General features: G+C 53.0%; 13 protein-coding genes. 6 read left to right on the forward strand and 7 right to left on the reverse strand.

Features of this window, described 5'->3' with window-relative positions; translation table 11 throughout:
* Positions 1 to 2 precede the first annotated feature (2 nt).
* Complete coding sequence (locus ACTHTY_RS10065) at positions 3 to 944, forward strand: ABC transporter ATP-binding protein (RefSeq protein WP_440367489.1); 942 nt, start codon at positions 3 to 5, stop codon at positions 942 to 944.
* A gap of 107 nt (positions 945 to 1,051) precedes the next feature.
* Here ACTHTY_RS10065 and ACTHTY_RS10070 read toward each other — a convergent pair whose 3' ends face one another.
* The 7 genes from ACTHTY_RS10070 to ACTHTY_RS10100 all read right to left on the reverse strand — a co-directional run bounded on the left by ACTHTY_RS10070 (position 1,052) and on the right by ACTHTY_RS10100 (position 9,791).
* On the reverse strand, positions 1,052 to 1,516 hold the full coding sequence (locus ACTHTY_RS10070; RefSeq protein WP_440367491.1) for a hypothetical protein: 465 nt from the start codon (positions 1,514 to 1,516) through the stop codon (positions 1,052 to 1,054).
* A gap of 98 nt (positions 1,517 to 1,614) precedes the next feature.
* Positions 1,615 to 1,842 carry an enterochelin ABC transporter gene (locus ACTHTY_RS10075; RefSeq protein WP_440367492.1) on the reverse strand — a complete coding sequence of 76 codons (228 nt, stop codon included), beginning with the start codon at positions 1,840 to 1,842 and terminating at the stop codon, positions 1,615 to 1,617.
* 72 nt (positions 1,843 to 1,914) lie between these two features.
* Entirely contained in the window at positions 1,915 to 4,746 is a 2,832-nt protein-coding gene (locus tag ACTHTY_RS10080) for a valine--tRNA ligase (RefSeq protein ID WP_440367494.1), read from the reverse strand.
* 96 nt (positions 4,747 to 4,842) lie between these two features.
* Entirely contained in the window at positions 4,843 to 5,652 is an 810-nt protein-coding gene (gene zupT, locus ACTHTY_RS10085; protein ID WP_440367495.1) for a zinc transporter ZupT, read from the reverse strand.
* Between the two features lie 180 nt (positions 5,653 to 5,832).
* Positions 5,833 to 7,089 carry a D-amino acid dehydrogenase gene (locus ACTHTY_RS10090; protein WP_440367497.1) on the reverse strand — a complete coding sequence of 419 codons (1,257 nt, stop codon included), beginning with the start codon at positions 7,087 to 7,089 and terminating at the stop codon, positions 5,833 to 5,835.
* A gap of 82 nt (positions 7,090 to 7,171) precedes the next feature.
* Positions 7,172 to 8,563, reverse strand: coding sequence for an alanine/glycine:cation symporter family protein (locus tag ACTHTY_RS10095; RefSeq protein WP_070695183.1), 1,392 nt, complete (start codon positions 8,561 to 8,563; stop codon positions 7,172 to 7,174).
* A gap of 370 nt (positions 8,564 to 8,933) precedes the next feature.
* Positions 8,934 to 9,791 (reverse strand): ATP-grasp domain-containing protein, encoded by an 858-nt coding sequence (locus tag ACTHTY_RS10100; RefSeq protein ID WP_440367498.1) that lies wholly within the window; start codon positions 9,789 to 9,791, stop codon positions 8,934 to 8,936.
* A gap of 125 nt (positions 9,792 to 9,916) precedes the next feature.
* Between ACTHTY_RS10100 and ACTHTY_RS10105 the strand changes: the two genes are divergently transcribed.
* From ACTHTY_RS10105 to ACTHTY_RS10125, 5 genes are all read left to right on the forward strand, one after another.
* Entirely contained in the window at positions 9,917 to 11,152 is a 1,236-nt protein-coding gene (locus ACTHTY_RS10105; RefSeq protein ID WP_440367500.1) for an FAD-binding domain-containing protein, read from the forward strand.
* A gap of 147 nt (positions 11,153 to 11,299) precedes the next feature.
* Positions 11,300 to 12,019, forward strand: a complete 720-nt coding sequence (gene minC / locus ACTHTY_RS10110; protein ID WP_004520214.1) for a septum site-determining protein MinC — start codon at positions 11,300 to 11,302, stop codon at positions 12,017 to 12,019.
* 26 nt (positions 12,020 to 12,045) lie between these two features.
* Positions 12,046 to 12,861, forward strand: a complete 816-nt coding sequence (gene minD, locus ACTHTY_RS10115) for a septum site-determining protein MinD (protein ID WP_063076224.1) — start codon at positions 12,046 to 12,048, stop codon at positions 12,859 to 12,861.
* A 3-nt stretch (positions 12,862 to 12,864) separates the two neighbouring features.
* Positions 12,865 to 13,128 (forward strand): cell division topological specificity factor MinE, encoded by a 264-nt coding sequence (gene minE / locus ACTHTY_RS10120; protein WP_003680625.1) that lies wholly within the window; start codon positions 12,865 to 12,867, stop codon positions 13,126 to 13,128.
* A gap of 3 nt (positions 13,129 to 13,131) precedes the next feature.
* A complete protein-coding gene (locus ACTHTY_RS10125; RefSeq protein WP_049330768.1) occupies positions 13,132 to 14,052 on the forward strand; it encodes a hydrogen peroxide-inducible genes activator in 921 nt (306 codons plus the stop codon).
* Positions 14,053 to 14,093: the final 41 nt, after the last annotated feature.

Consider the following 14,093-nt stretch of genomic DNA (forward strand, 5'->3'; position numbering starts at 1 on the left):
CCATGTTGCAACTCAAAAACATCAACAAACGCTTCGGCAGCAAAACCGTTGCCCAAGACATTAATCTAAACGTCGAAGCAGGCGAAATCCTCGCCGTACTCGGCCGCTCCGGCTGCGGCAAATCCACCCTGCTCAAAACCATCGTCGGCCTGGTGCGTCCCGATAGCGGCGAAGTCTGGCTCAACGGCGACAACATCACCGACATGCCGTCTGAAAAGCGCAATATCTCGCTGATGTTTCAAGACTACGCCCTTTTGCCGCATTTAACCGCCCTCGACAACGTCGGTTTCGGCCTCAAAATGCGCCGCCTGCCCAAAGCCGAAATCGAAGAACAATCCATGCAGGCCTTGCGCGACATCGGTTTGGAACACGAAGCGCAACGCAAACCCGAAAGCCTCTCCGGCGGCGAACAGCAACGCCTCGCCCTCGCACGCGCCCTCATCACGCGCCCGTCGCTGTTGCTCTTGGACGAAGCCTTCTCCAGCCTCGACACCCACCTGCGCCGCCACCTGCGCACCCTGACCGCCGAACGCATCCGCAGTCAAAACATCCCCGCCATCCTCGTGACCCACTCCGCCGAGGAAGCCTGCACCATGGTCGACACCATCGCCATCATGCACGAAGGCCGCATCCTCCAACACGGCACGCCGGAAACCCTTATCCGCCGCCCCGTCAACGCCCAAGCCGCCCTGCTACTCGGTTTGGCCAACACCGGCGACACACGCTACATCCCCCAACACGCCATCCGATTCGACCCGAACGGCACAGCCGTCCGCATCAGCGAAGCCGCCCCCCTCGCCGAAGGCATACGCCTCACCCTCGCCCATCCGCAATACGGCGATTTGATTTGGTATCCCCACGCCGACCACAATGCAGATAAACCGCAAACCGGACAGGAAATCCGCATCAGCGTGGATGAAAGTCAGATCGTTTGGTTTGATTGAATCTGATGGGTTGAGAAAAAGAAAAAGGCCGTCTGAAATTTAAGTTTCAGACGGCCTTTGTTATCTAGCCATCAATCAGACAAACCCATCTGATCTACAAGCACTTTTTACTTCACTTTCGTACATACTTCACGGGAAGTCCCGTCTTCAGCCACCAATTTGCCTGTTTTATCCAGTTGATACACTTCATCTTCACCAGGCTTGTCCATCTGCGCGACCAATCCGGTGTATATCATGCTTTCCAAGAATTGGCCGTCTTCTGATTCTTCCAACCATGCCAATGTTTCAGGGCTGTGGAGTCGTGAAACTTCACTGTATTTGATTTGGCTTTGAGTTAAGGCATTGTTCGCAAAACGCCATTTACCCCCACCGACAACATGGTATGCCAAGACATTGCCGTCATCGTCCACTTTGAGCTTAGCGTCGCCACGGAAACTGCCGTCCTGAAGATATTCGACTTTTGTATCACTGTGAATGTTTTCATCAGAGCCAACGCAATGCCATGTACCGACAATTGGAGAAGCCAGGGCGGTTGTTGCGGATAAAAGCACCGGCAGAATAAAGAGTTTCATCTATTTCCTTTCTTAAAAGAGGCCGTCTGAAAAGTTGCAACGACATTGAAGCTGCATTTTCAGACGGCCTTTGCGAGTATTTTACTGCAGGCGGACGTTCAAGAAATATAAATCACGAGACCGGCAATCAGCACCAGCTGGACACCCAACTTCATCAGTGCGGTACGACTGACGAAGTAGATAAACCAAGTGCCGGTCAAAATCAACAGTAGAATAATCAACCACGGCCGCCATTTGTTGAGGTGGGCGGCTTCGGTAAAGCAGGTATAAATATGAAGTACGACGATGGCGACGATGAACAATATAGGCACGATGAAGCCCATCATTTGATTTCCTTTTAATGAGGCCGTCTGAAAACCCTGGTTTCAGGTTTTCAGACGGCCTTGTTTAAATCAAAATCAGTCTTTCAACTTCGCCAACTGAGTTTGAACTTTCGCCATTTTGTCTTCCAATTCCGCCAAATCGGCTTTGTCTTTTTCCACCAAATGCGCCGGGGCTTTTTCGGTGTAGCCGGGTTTGGAGAGTTTGGCATTGAGTTTGTCCAAGGCTTTTTGCAGCTTCTCGGCTTCTTTGCTCAAACGGGCGGTTTCGGCGGCTTTGTCGATTTCGACTTTCAACATCAGGCGCGCGCCGTTGCAGACGGCGACGGGGGCGTCTTCCGCTTCGGGCAGGCTGTCCACCAGCTTGGCTTCGGTCAGTCGGGTCAGCGACGGCAGGTATTTGAGCAGGCCTTCGAGTTCTGCACTGCCTTCGACAAAGAGCGGTGCTTTGACGTTTGGCGCGATACCCATTTCACCGCGCAGTTTGCGCACTTCTTCCACCAAGTCTTTCAATGCGGCCATTTTGTCGAAGGCCGTCTGAACGATTTGTTCTTTATCGGCTTGCGGATAGGCGGCCAACATGATGCTGTCGGCGGTTTTGGCATTCGCCAGAGGCGCAACGACCTGCCACAGCTCTTCGGTAATGAACGGCATGATTGGGTGCAACAGGCGCAGGATGGTTTCGAGTACGCGCACAAGGGTGCGGCGTGTGGTGCGCTGGGTTGTCGGGCAGCCGGTTTGGATTTGCACTTTTGCCAGCTCGATGTACCAGTCGCAATATTCGTTCCACACAAATTCGTACAGCGTTTGCGCAGCAAGGTCGAAGCGGTAGGTTTCAAAGGCTTCGGCAACGGCGGCTTCGGCTTGTTGCAGTTTGCCGATAATCCATTGGTCGGCGAAGGTAAACGCCAACGGCTGCATTTCGTCTTGACCGCAGTCTTTGTCTTCGGTGTTCATCAACACGAAGTTGGTGGCGTTCCACAATTTATTGCAGAAGTTGCGGTAGCCTTCGGCGCGTTTGAAGTCGAAGTTCACGCTGCGACCCAAGCTGGCGTAGCTCGCCATGGTGAAGCGCAATGCGTCCGCACCCATGCTCGGAATGCCTTCAGGGAAGAGTTTTTTGGTTGCTTCTTCCACTTTCGGCGCGGTTTCGGGTTTGCGCAGGCCGGTGGTACGTTTCACCAGCAGTTTTTCCAAGTCGATACCGTCGATCAAATCCACAGGGTCGATGACGTTTCCTTCGGATTTGGACATTTTTTTGCCTTCGTGGTCGCGCACGATGCCGTGGATGTACACGTCTTTAAACGGTACTTTGCCGGTGAAGTGGGTGGTCATCATAATCATGCGCGCCACCCAGAAGAAGATGATTTCGTAGCCGGTGACCAAGACGTTGGACGGCAGGAAGGCTTTGAGTTCGTCGGTTTCAGACGGCCAGCCGAGCGTGGAGAACGGCACGAGAGCGGAGGAGAACCATGTATCCAATACGTCTTCTTCGCGGGTCAAGCCTGTTTTGCCGGCTTGTTTTTCGGCTTCTTCCTGATTGCGGGCGACATACACATTGCCTTCGTTGTCGTACCACGCAGGGATTTGATGGCCCCACCATAGTTGGCGCGAGATGCACCAGTCTTGGATGTTGTTCATCCATTGGTTGTAGGTGTTGACCCAGTTTTCGGGGATAAAGCGTACCGCGCCGCTGTCGACGGCTTTTTTGGCTTTGTCGGCGAGGCTCAAGCCTTTGAATTCGCTGTCAGGCTCGCCGCCGTTTGGCGTGGCGGACATGGCGACAAACCATTGGCTGGTCAGCATCGGTTCAATCACTGAACCGGTACGGTCGCCTTTCGGCGTCATTAGCGTGTGCGGTTTGATTTCGACCAAGAAACCTTGTTCTTGCAAATCGGCAACCATTTGTTTGCGTGCGGCAAAGCGGTCTAAGCCTGCGTATTTTTCAGGCAGGGCAAAGCCTGGTTGCGCTTCGCCTTTGAAGTTGAACACTTCGGCGTTAGCCAGCACTTTGGCTTCCAAATCGAACACGTTAACCAAGCGCGTGTCGTGGCGTTTGCCGACTTCGTAGTCGTTAAAGTCGTGCGCAGGCGTGATTTTCACGCAGCCGGTACCGAAGTCTTTTTCAACGTATTCGTCGGCGATAACCGGAATGGTGCGGCCGGTCAGCGGCAGGATTAATTCCTTGCCAATCAAATGGGTATAACGTTCGTCTTCAGGATTGACGGCAACGGCCACGTCGCCCAGCAGCGTTTCGGGGCGGGTGGTCGCGACGATAACGGCTTCGGCGGGATTATCGGCCAGCGGATAGCGGATGTGCCACATAGAGCCTTGTTCTTCCACGCTTTCCACTTCCAAATCCGATACTGCCGTGCCAAGCACGGGATCCCAGTTCACCAAGCGTTTGCCGCGGTAAATCAAGCCTTGCTCAAACAGGCGCACAAACACTTCAGTCACGGTTTCGGCGCGCACGTCGTCCATCGTGAAATACTCGCGCGTCCAGTCGGCAGAGCAGCCCACGCGGCGCATTTGTTGGGTAATCGTGCCGCCGGAAACTTCTTTCCATTCCCACACTTTTTCCAAGAATTTTTCGCGCCCCAAGTCATGACGGGACACATTTTGCGCGGCAAGCTGACGCTCGACCACGATTTGCGTGGCGATGCCCGCGTGGTCTGTGCCCGGAATCCAGGCGGTGTTGCAGCCTTTCATGCGGTAGTAACGGGTCAGGCCGTCCATGATGGTTTGGTTGAAGGCATGGCCCATGTGCAGCGTACCGGTTACGTTGGGCGGCGGCAGTTGGATGGAGAAAGACGGTTTCGTCAAATCCATATCAGGCTGGAAATAGCCCTGCTCTTCCCAGTTTTGATAATGTTTGGATTCGATTTCGGCTGGATTGTATTTGTCTAACATGATGGAACTTTGTGAAATTAAGGTTATTTTTGATGTGCGGATTATAACGCAAAAAGGCCGTCTGAATCATTTCAGACGGCCTTTGGCATACGGGTTTTAAAAACGGAACAATACCAGGCTGACGGCAATCACCGCCATACCCGTTGTCAGGCCGTAAACGGTTTCGTGGCCGTCTGAATAGCGTTTGGCGGCCGGCAACAGCTCGTCCAACGCCAAAAACACCATCACACCGGCTATCACGCCGAATACCGAACCAAACACGGCAGGCGATAGAAACGGCTGCAAAACCAAATAGCCCAAAGCCGCACCCAAAGGCTCGGCCAGGCCGGATAGCAGGCACGCCCATACCGTTTTCTTACGGCTTCGGGTGGCAAAATAAACCGGCGCGGCGATGGAAATGCCCTCCGGAATATTATGGATGGCAATCGCCAAGGCCAAAGGCATCCCGACCGCCGGATTTTCCAAGGTGGCAAAAAACGTCGCCAAGCCTTCGGGGAAATTGTGCGCAGTAATCGCAAACGCCGCCATCATGGCGACTCGCGCGATATGGCGGCGTTTGCTTTCTTGAAACGATGGGTCTTGCGCGTCTAAGGTTTCATGCGGGTTCGGCACCAGGCGGTCAATCAACGCGATGCCGCCCATCCCAGCCAAAAATGCCATGGTCGCCGCCGCAAACGCGTGGTCTTTATCATAAATTTCAGCGAACGCCTCGCTGGATTTACTGAAAATCTCCGTCAGGGAAACATACACCATCGCACCGCCGGCAAATGCCAAACCAAACGACAACACGCGCGGATTGGGCGTTTTGGAAAACATCACCAAGCCGCTGCCTAATACGGTAAACAAACCGGCAGCCAACGTGATGGAAAAGGCAACGGCCAAATTGGACATCGAAAAATCGGGCATGAGAAAACCTGCGCTAAAAGCCGGGACAGGTTCAGACTAACACTTTTTAATGCACATGATAATAGTTATTATTTATTTTATTGATTGGATACACGGATTTTGAAACAAAAGGCCGTCTGAAAAATGGTTTTCAGACGACCCTTAAGTTTGAAATGTCACTAAACTTTATCGCTTTCCAGCTTAAGCCTGATAGCGCGACAGGCTCAAATCGTCGCTGCGGATTTCGGTGTCTTTGCCGCTCACGATATCGGCGGTCAATTTTGCCGAACCCAGCGACATGGTCCAGCCCAAAGTACCGTGGCCGGTATTCAAGAATAGGTTTTCAAAACGGGTGCGCCCGATTAGCGGTGTGCTGTCGGGCGTCATCGGTCGGAGGCCGCTCCAGAACAATGCTTGGCTCAAATCGCCGCCCTCGGGGAACAAATCGTTGACGACCAAAGCCAGCGTTTCGCGGCGTTTTTCGGACAGTTTGATTTCGTAGCCCGACAATTCTGCCATGCCGCCGACGCGGATTCTGTTGTCAAAGCGCGTGATGGCAACTTTGTAGCTTTCATCCAAAACGGTGGACACCGGTGCGCCGTCTGAATTTGTGACCGGCAGGGTCAAGGAATAGCCTTTGACGGGATAAATCGGCAGATTGAGATCCAACTGCGCCAAAACCGTTCTGCTGAAGCAGCCGAGCGCGCAGACGAAGGCATCTGCTTCAAACCGTTCTTTTTCGGTTTCGACTGCGCTGATGCGCTGTCCGTTGTGTTCGATGCGGCGGATGGTTTGGTTGAAGTGGAACTGTACGCCCTTTTCCTGACACAATTTGTATAGGTTTTCAGTGAAGAGATGGCAGTCGCCGGTCGCGTCTGCGGGCAGGTGCAGGCCGCCGGCAATTTTGGCGGTAACGAGCGCCAGCGCAGGCTCAAACTCTGCACATTCTTCGGGTTTCAGACGGCGGTACGGTACGCCGTAACGTTCCAAAACGGCAATGTCTTGTTCTGCCGCTTCGACTTCTTTGGCTTGGCGGAAAATCTGCAAAGTGCCTTTTTTGCGCCCTTCAAAATTCATGCCGGTTTGAGCTTCAAAACGGCGGAACATTTCACGGCTGTATTCGGAAATCCTGACCATGCGCTCTTTGTTGATTTGATAGCGCGCTGCCGTGCAGTTTTGCAGCATCTGCCACAGCCATTCAATTTGATACAGGCTGCCGTCAGGGCGAAACAGCAAAGGCGGATGGCTTTTAAACAGCCATTTCAGTGCTTTGGTCGGGATACCGGGAGCAGCCCAAGGCGTGGTATAGCCGTAAGAAAGCTGGCCTGCATTGGCAAAACTGGTTTCCATCGCCACGCCCTCGGCGCGGTCGATGACCGTTACTTCATGTCCTGCTTCTGCCAGATACCACGCGGAAGATACGCCGGCAACACCAGCACCTAAAACAAGCACTTTCATTTTTCTCCTCCTCTGACTTTTTTCAAAACAAACTGATATCCATCGGGCCGTCTGAATGTTCAGGTTCAGACGGCCTTGGACATTAATGCGGCAATTCGCCGTTTTTGATTTTTTGTTTGAAGTCGCGCGTTTCATTGACGATGACTTTCGCCATCAACAAAAGCGCAATCAGGTTGGGCAATGCCATCAAGCCGTTAAATGTGTCCGAAGCCAGCCACACCAAATCAAGGCTCAACACGGTTCCCAGCATAACTGAAGAAACATAACCGACACGGTACAAACCGGCAAACTTCTCGCCGAATACATAAACCGCGCATTTCTCGCCGTAATAACACCAGCCGAGAATGGTTGAGTAGGCAAAGAAAATCAGGCCGATGGTCACAATCCAGCCGCCGATGCCGGGCAGCATTTTTTGGAAAGTGACGGTTGTCAGCGCCGCGCCGCTCAATTCAGGTTTCACAAACTCGCCGCCTGCACCGAGCAGACCCATGACCAACACGATACCGGTAATCGAGCAGACAACGATGGTGTCCAAAAACGTACCGGTCATGGAAACCAAAGCCTGACGGACGGGGTGGTCGGTTTTCGCGGCGGCGGCGGCAATCGGCGCAGAACCCATACCCGCCTCGTTGGAGAACACGCCGCGTGCCACGCCGTAACGGATGACCGTACCGATGGCGCCGCCTGCCACGGCTTGCGCGCTAAACGCATCGGAGAAAATCAGTTTGACGGCGGGCATCAGCACATCGGAATTAATCACGATAATGGCAATACCGCCTACTACATAAAACACTGCCATGGCAGGTACGATAAAAGATGCGGCTTTGGCAATGCCCTTAATGCCACCCAAAAGTACAATGGCCGTTAATACGGTCAATATCACGCCGGTGTAGGCAGGTTCAACACCGAAGCTGGTTTGTACTGCCTGCGCAACCGAGTTGGACTGCACCGAGCTGCCGATACCGAAGGAAGCGAAGGTACCGAACAGCGCAAACGCAACGGCCATCCATTTCCAGTTTTTGCCCAAGCCTTTTTCGATGTAATACATCGGGCCGCCGGACATTTCGCCTTTGGAATTGGTGACGCGGTATTTCACCGCCAACACGCCCTCGCCGTATTTGGTGGCCATGCCGAAAATGGCGGTCATCCACATCCAAAATACCGCGCCCGGGCCGCCGGTTACCACCGCAGTTGCCACACCGGCAATGTTACCCGTACCGATGGTGGCAGACAGCGCGGTCATCAACGCCGCAAAATGGGAAATATCGCCTTCGTGGTCTTCGCCGTTTTCATGCTTCTTTGACGGCACAAACGCCTGTTTCAGCGCATAACCCAACATGGTGAACTGCAAGCCTTTCAGCAAAACGGTCAGCAAAATGCCCGTACCGACCAGCAGCATCAACATAATAGGTCCCCAGACCCAGCCGCTGATGGTTTCGAAAAAGGCTTTGAGATTGTCTAAAAACAATTGCATGGCTTTCTCCTTTGTCTGTTTTATTTTTTATGCACTACTTTTTGTAGTGTCATGTAATTTCAGCACAGAATATTCAATAAGACAATATCTTTCTTTTTAAAAAGATTTTTGAGGTTTTACCCTAAAAAAATATCTATTTAGACCGGCCAGATTGTTTACAATCCGCTAAAAATAAAGGCTGCGGCCGAGATAAAATGCCAAATGAAAGTTAATCAACCATCAATTAAGACTGCAACAATTAAAATGACACAATCGACAAATGGCACATTATTGAAAAATACAAACACGCAAATCTTGTTTTAAAAAAGCCTAAGGCCGTCTGAAAGATGGTTTTCAGACGGCCTGAGGCTTGTTAATTATATTGATAAAATCAGGTTGATGAATGTTGCCCAAGCAACTGCGCCAACACTCGGGCAAAGCGTTCCGTTGCGCCTTCGCTGGTGTGCAAATACAGGGCGGGTTCGATGAGTTCCAATTCATTGAGCAGAAAGGTGTCACCGACCAATGTACCATCCACTCGGGCGTAAACCGGCATTTGCGGTAAAGCGGCCAGTACGTCTTGCGCGGCACGGACGGCAAACTCGGGCGGCTCAATACCGAACACCGACACGCCATAGACCGAGTTGGCGCGCCATTCGCCTTGCGGCGGCTGACGGCGCACGGCATGGCTGAATATGCCGTTGAAAAACACCAGCGAGGTTTCGCCTGCTGTTTCGATTTCGCGGATATAAGGTTGAACAATCATACCTTGCGGATAATCCGCCATGTTCACGTCCAATTCCTCCGCACAAACTTTGACCACGCCTTTGCCGCTCTGCCCGAATGCGGGCTTGATGACCGCGTCCGTCCATCCTTGTTGGTTCAGGATGTCGGACAATTCGGCTTTTTGCGGCGGAACGAACACGCTAGGAATCACTTGCGCGCCGCGCGCCGCCAAATCGCACAAATAAGTCTTTTCCATATTCCAAGCCATCAGCTCGGGCAGATTGATAAAACGCTGCCCTGCCTGCCCGGCATGCTCCAGCCATTGGCGGAAGGCTTCGGGTTCGGCGGCATAATCCCATGCGCACAAAGGCAGTAAAAACGGCGCGGACGGATGGTTTTGCCACGCATCAAATACGGTTTTCACGCCCATGCTTTCCAAGCATGCCGCCAATGTTTTCAGGTTGTCCGATGGTTCGGGATAGGTTTGGCAGGTAATGAGTGCCAAAACAGTTTGCTCGGTCATGGTTGCCGCCTCGTCGCTAAAACCGAAATTATATAGCGAAATCAAACCAAAAGATTTTTCAGACGGCCTGATACATGAGGCCGATTCTGATAAAATGGTTTCCCCTTTTCCGTCGGAACATGCTCATGAAATCTGCCCACGTCCTTGTCTGGTTCCGCCGCAACCTCCGCCTGCACGACAATGCCGCGCTTAATGCCGCCGTTGCAAGCGGTTTGCCCATCGCCTGCGTCTGGGTCAGCCAAAGGCCGTCTGAAAACCACAATCCGCGTCAAAGCCTGTTCCATTATCAAGCCGCACAAGAGCTGCATACCCGTCTGGCGGCACACCATATTCCCTTATATGTTGTCGCCTCCGACGAAGACCTCCTCCCCTTGGCTGCTGCGCTTAATGCCCATACCGTCATCACAGACGAAGCCTACACCGAAGCCGAAATCCGCCAAGACAACCACCTCTGGCACAATTTTGACCGAGCAGGCCTTGCCCTGCAACACGCCAACGACCGCGGCATTTTGGCCAAATCCCCCCTCATGGATGCCAACGGCCTGCCCTACACCGATTTTGCCGCCTATAAACAAGCATGGTTGCAGGCTTATTCAGGACAAAGGCCGTCTGAAACCGAATTGCCTGTTCAAACCGGACAAAACGTTCTACTGTTTCCAGCCCATACCGGCGCAGTATTGCCTGCCTATCAACAGGGCGGCGAAACCGCAGCCTTAACGCAATGGCACGCGTTCAAACAGAATTTGGTTCACTATCCGATTACCCAAAACTTTCCGGCACGAAAAAACACCAGCCTCCTCAATGCCTACCTGTCCGCAGGCTGCATTTCACCGCGCCTGCTGGCTGCCGAAGGCTTGGAAAACCGATATTTCGAGTGGCTGGACAAACTCATTTTCCGCGACTACTGCTACCAGCTCGCCTACCACCGCCGCCTGCCCGAAACAACCGATGCTGCTCCGGTACGCGAATACTGGCGACACGGCCAAACCGGCGTGCCCATCATCGACGCCTCCATCCGCGGCCTCGAAGCCACCGGCCACTTACACCCCGTTCTCCAGCAGCTGTGCGCCCACTATTTCTGTCATGCCCTCAACTTCGACCCCAACCAAGGCATCGCGTGGACAGCCTCCGTCCAAACCGGCACCGACCCCGCGCTCAACCAAGCTAACTGGCACCTCGCCGCACAAGACACAGCCACCGTCCGCTATGCCCACCGTTCACATCAAATCGATCCCGACGGCAGCTACATCCGCAGCTACCTCCCCGAATTGGCGCACCTGCCGTCTACCCTTATCCACACGCCGTGGGCCGCCGCCGATGACATCGACACACACGGCTACCCCTTTCCCAAGGCCGTCTGAAACCTGCGCTCACACCAAAAAACCACACTAGATACAGCTGAAAAACATTCAAACAAAATATTTTGGTTTCAGACGGCCAAACAGATTGAATAGCCAAGATTTACACGGTAAACTTACGTCATTAAAAAATTTTATTATTTCATTACAATGAAACCCGCATTCGACATAAAAACGTCACGTTTAGACGTCTTATCCATCCATCTGCACACCGCAGATCTAACCGAATTGGAAGAATTCCTGCGCCAACTGGCAGGCCAATCCCAAGACGAATTCGTTCCTTTCATTTTAGACGTACAAGATTTCGACCATCCCGAATCCATCGATTTGGGCGGCATGATTTCCCTGTTTGCCCGTTACGGCATGCAAATTTTAGGGCTGCACCACACCAGCGACACATGGGCGGCAGCGGCGGCGCGTTACCACTTGGTCTTCAAACAAGGTAACTCCACCCAGGCAGCCGACACACAGGCAGCGCCTACCCCGCGCCAAGCACCGCAACCGCAAGACGTACAGGCCACCGTCATCAATAATCCGACCGTATTGGTCAGCACGCCCGTGCGTACCGGCCAGCAGGTTTACGCTGAAAACGGCGACCTCATCGTTACCGGCATCGTCAGCCAAGGTGCGGAACTTATCGCCGACGGCAACATCCATATTTACGCCCCCATGCGCGGCAGAGCGTTGGCCGGTGCAAAAGGCAACACCAACGCGCGCATCTTTATTCATTCCATGCAGGCCGAATTAGTCTCCGTTGCCGGTATCTACCGCAACTTCGAGCAAGACCTGCCCGAGCATCTGCACAAAAAACCCGTACAAGTATCATTGCAAGACAACCGACTGGTTATCAGCGCAATCGACGCCGAATAAACATCAGTACTTAAAAAGGAAATATCGTGTCCAAAATCATCGTAGTAACTTCAGGTAAAGGCGGCGTAGGCAAGACTACTACCAGCGCCAGCATCGCAACCGGCTTGGCCCTGCGCGGCCACAAAACCGCCGTGATCGACTTCGACGTCGGTTTGCGCAACCTCGACCTGATTATGGGTTGCGAACGCCGCGTCGTGTATGACCTCATCAATGTCATCCAAGGCGAAGCCACACTCAACCAAGCCCTGATTAAAGACAAAAACTGCGAAAACCTCTACATCCTGCCTGCATCGCAAACCCGCGATAAAGACGCTCTGACCCGCGAAGGCGTGGACAACGTGATGAAAGAGCTGGCCAGCAAAAAAATGGGCTTTGAATTCATCATCTGCGACTCCCCTGCCGGTATCGAACAAGGTGCACTGATGGCACTCTACTTTGCCGACGAAGCCATTATTACTACCAATCCGGAAGTATCCAGCGTCCGCGACTCCGACCGCATCTTGGGCATTTTGCAAAGCAAATCCCGCAAAGCCGAACAAGGCGGTACTGTTAAAGAGCACTTGCTGATTACCCGCTACTCCCCTGAGCGCGTAGCCAAGGGCGAAATGCTGTCTGTTCAAGACATTTGCGACATCTTGCGTATTCCGTTGATCGGTGTGATTCCTGAATCACAAAACGTTCTGCAAGCTTCCAACGCCGGCGAACCTGTCATCCACCAAGACAATGCCGCAGCAGCAGAAGCCTACAAAGACGTTATCGCCCGCCTCTTGGGTGAAAACCGCGAAATGCGTTTCCTCGAAGCTGAGAAGAAAAGCTTCTTAAAACGACTGTTCGGAGGTTAATACATGTCACTGCTCGATATGCTGTTCGGCAGAAAGCCGAAAACCGCCACAGTCGCGCGCGACCGCCTGCAAATCATCATCGCGCAAGAGCGCGCACAAGAAGGCCAAGCTCCGGACTATCTGCCGACCCTGCGTAAAGAGTTGTTGGAAGTCCTGTCCAAATACGTCAACGTATCATTGGACGACATCCGCATCTCCCAAGAGAAACAAGACGGCTTGGACGTTCTTGAGCTGAACATCACCCTGCCGGAACAAAAAAAGGCTTAACACATGACCTTGACCGAATTGCGTTACATCGTAGCCGTCGCACAAGAACGTCACTTCGGACGTGCCGCACGACGCTGCTTTGTCAGCCAGCCCACCCTCTCCATCGCCATCAAAAAGCTGGAGGAAGAGCTGTCGGTATCCCTGTTCGACCGTAGTAGCAACGACATCATCACGACCGAAGCGGGCGAGCGCATTGTCGCCCAAGCCCGCCGAGTTCTGGAAGAAGCAGAACTCATCAAGCACCTTGCCAATGAAGAGCAAAACGAATTGGAAGGCGCGTTCAAACTCGGCCTGATTTTTACCGTTGCCCCCTACCTTCTGCCCAAGCTCATTACCGCGCTGCGTGAAACCGCGCCGAAAATGCCGCTGATGCTGGAAGAGAACTATACCCACATCCTGACCGAGTCGCTCAAACGCGGCGATGTCGATGCAATCGTCGTTGCCGAACCGTTCCAAGAGCCGGGCATCGTAACCGAGCCTCTGTATGACGAACCTTTCTTCGTCATTGTTCCCAAAGGACATCACTTTGAAGAACTCGATGCCGTTACGCCTCAGCTTTTGGGCGAAGAACAAGTGTTGCTGCTGTCCGAAGGCAACTGTATGCGCGACCAAGTGTTGGCGAGCTGTTCCGAATTGGCTTCCAAACAAAAAATCCAAGGTTTGACCAATACCCTGCAAGGCAGCTCCATCAACACCATCCGCCACATGGTTGCCAGCGGTTTGGCCATCAGCGTCATGCCGGCTACCGCCTTGACCGAAAACGACCATATGCTTTTCAGCATTATCCCGTTTGAAGGCACTGCACCGCACCGCCGTGTCGTTTTGGCCTATCGCCGCAACTTTGTCCGACCGAAAGCACTGACTGCTTTGCGCACTGCCATTTTGCAATCGCAACTGACCGGTGTAACCTTCGTCAACGAATAAACCGCAAAACAAAAGGCCGTCTGAACATTCAGACGGCCTTT

Origin of the sequence: Neisseria sp. P0019.S002, assembly GCF_051957155.1 — a bacterium.
In the GTDB taxonomy this organism is placed as follows: Bacteria; Pseudomonadota; Gammaproteobacteria; order Burkholderiales; family Neisseriaceae; genus Neisseria; species Neisseria perflava.

Excerpts from the sequence above, each read along its gene's own strand:
- minE (WP_003680625.1), top strand. The coding sequence starts at position 12,865 with ATGTCACTGCTCGATATGCTGTTCGGCAGAAAGCCGAAAACCGCCACA.
- ACTHTY_RS10065 (WP_440367489.1), top strand. The coding sequence starts at position 3 with ATGTTGCAACTCAAAAACATCAACAAACGCTTCGGCAGCAAAACCGTT.
- ACTHTY_RS10075 (WP_440367492.1), bottom strand. The coding sequence starts at position 1,842 with ATGATGGGCTTCATCGTGCCTATATTGTTCATCGTCGCCATCGTCGTA.
- ACTHTY_RS10100 (WP_440367498.1), bottom strand. The coding sequence starts at position 9,791 with ATGACCGAGCAAACTGTTTTGGCACTCATTACCTGCCAAACCTATCCC.
- ACTHTY_RS10105 (WP_440367500.1), top strand. The coding sequence starts at position 9,917 with ATGAAATCTGCCCACGTCCTTGTCTGGTTCCGCCGCAACCTCCGCCTG.
- zupT (WP_440367495.1), bottom strand. The coding sequence starts at position 5,652 with ATGCCCGATTTTTCGATGTCCAATTTGGCCGTTGCCTTTTCCATCACG.
- ACTHTY_RS10125 (WP_049330768.1), top strand. The coding sequence starts at position 13,132 with ATGACCTTGACCGAATTGCGTTACATCGTAGCCGTCGCACAAGAACGT.
- ACTHTY_RS10080 (WP_440367494.1), bottom strand. The coding sequence starts at position 4,746 with ATGTTAGACAAATACAATCCAGCCGAAATCGAATCCAAACATTATCAA.
- minC (WP_004520214.1), top strand. The coding sequence starts at position 11,300 with ATGAAACCCGCATTCGACATAAAAACGTCACGTTTAGACGTCTTATCC.
- ACTHTY_RS10095 (WP_070695183.1), bottom strand. The coding sequence starts at position 8,563 with ATGCAATTGTTTTTAGACAATCTCAAAGCCTTTTTCGAAACCATCAGC.
- ACTHTY_RS10070 (WP_440367491.1), bottom strand. The coding sequence starts at position 1,516 with ATGAAACTCTTTATTCTGCCGGTGCTTTTATCCGCAACAACCGCCCTG.
- ACTHTY_RS10090 (WP_440367497.1), bottom strand. The coding sequence starts at position 7,089 with ATGAAAGTGCTTGTTTTAGGTGCTGGTGTTGCCGGCGTATCTTCCGCG.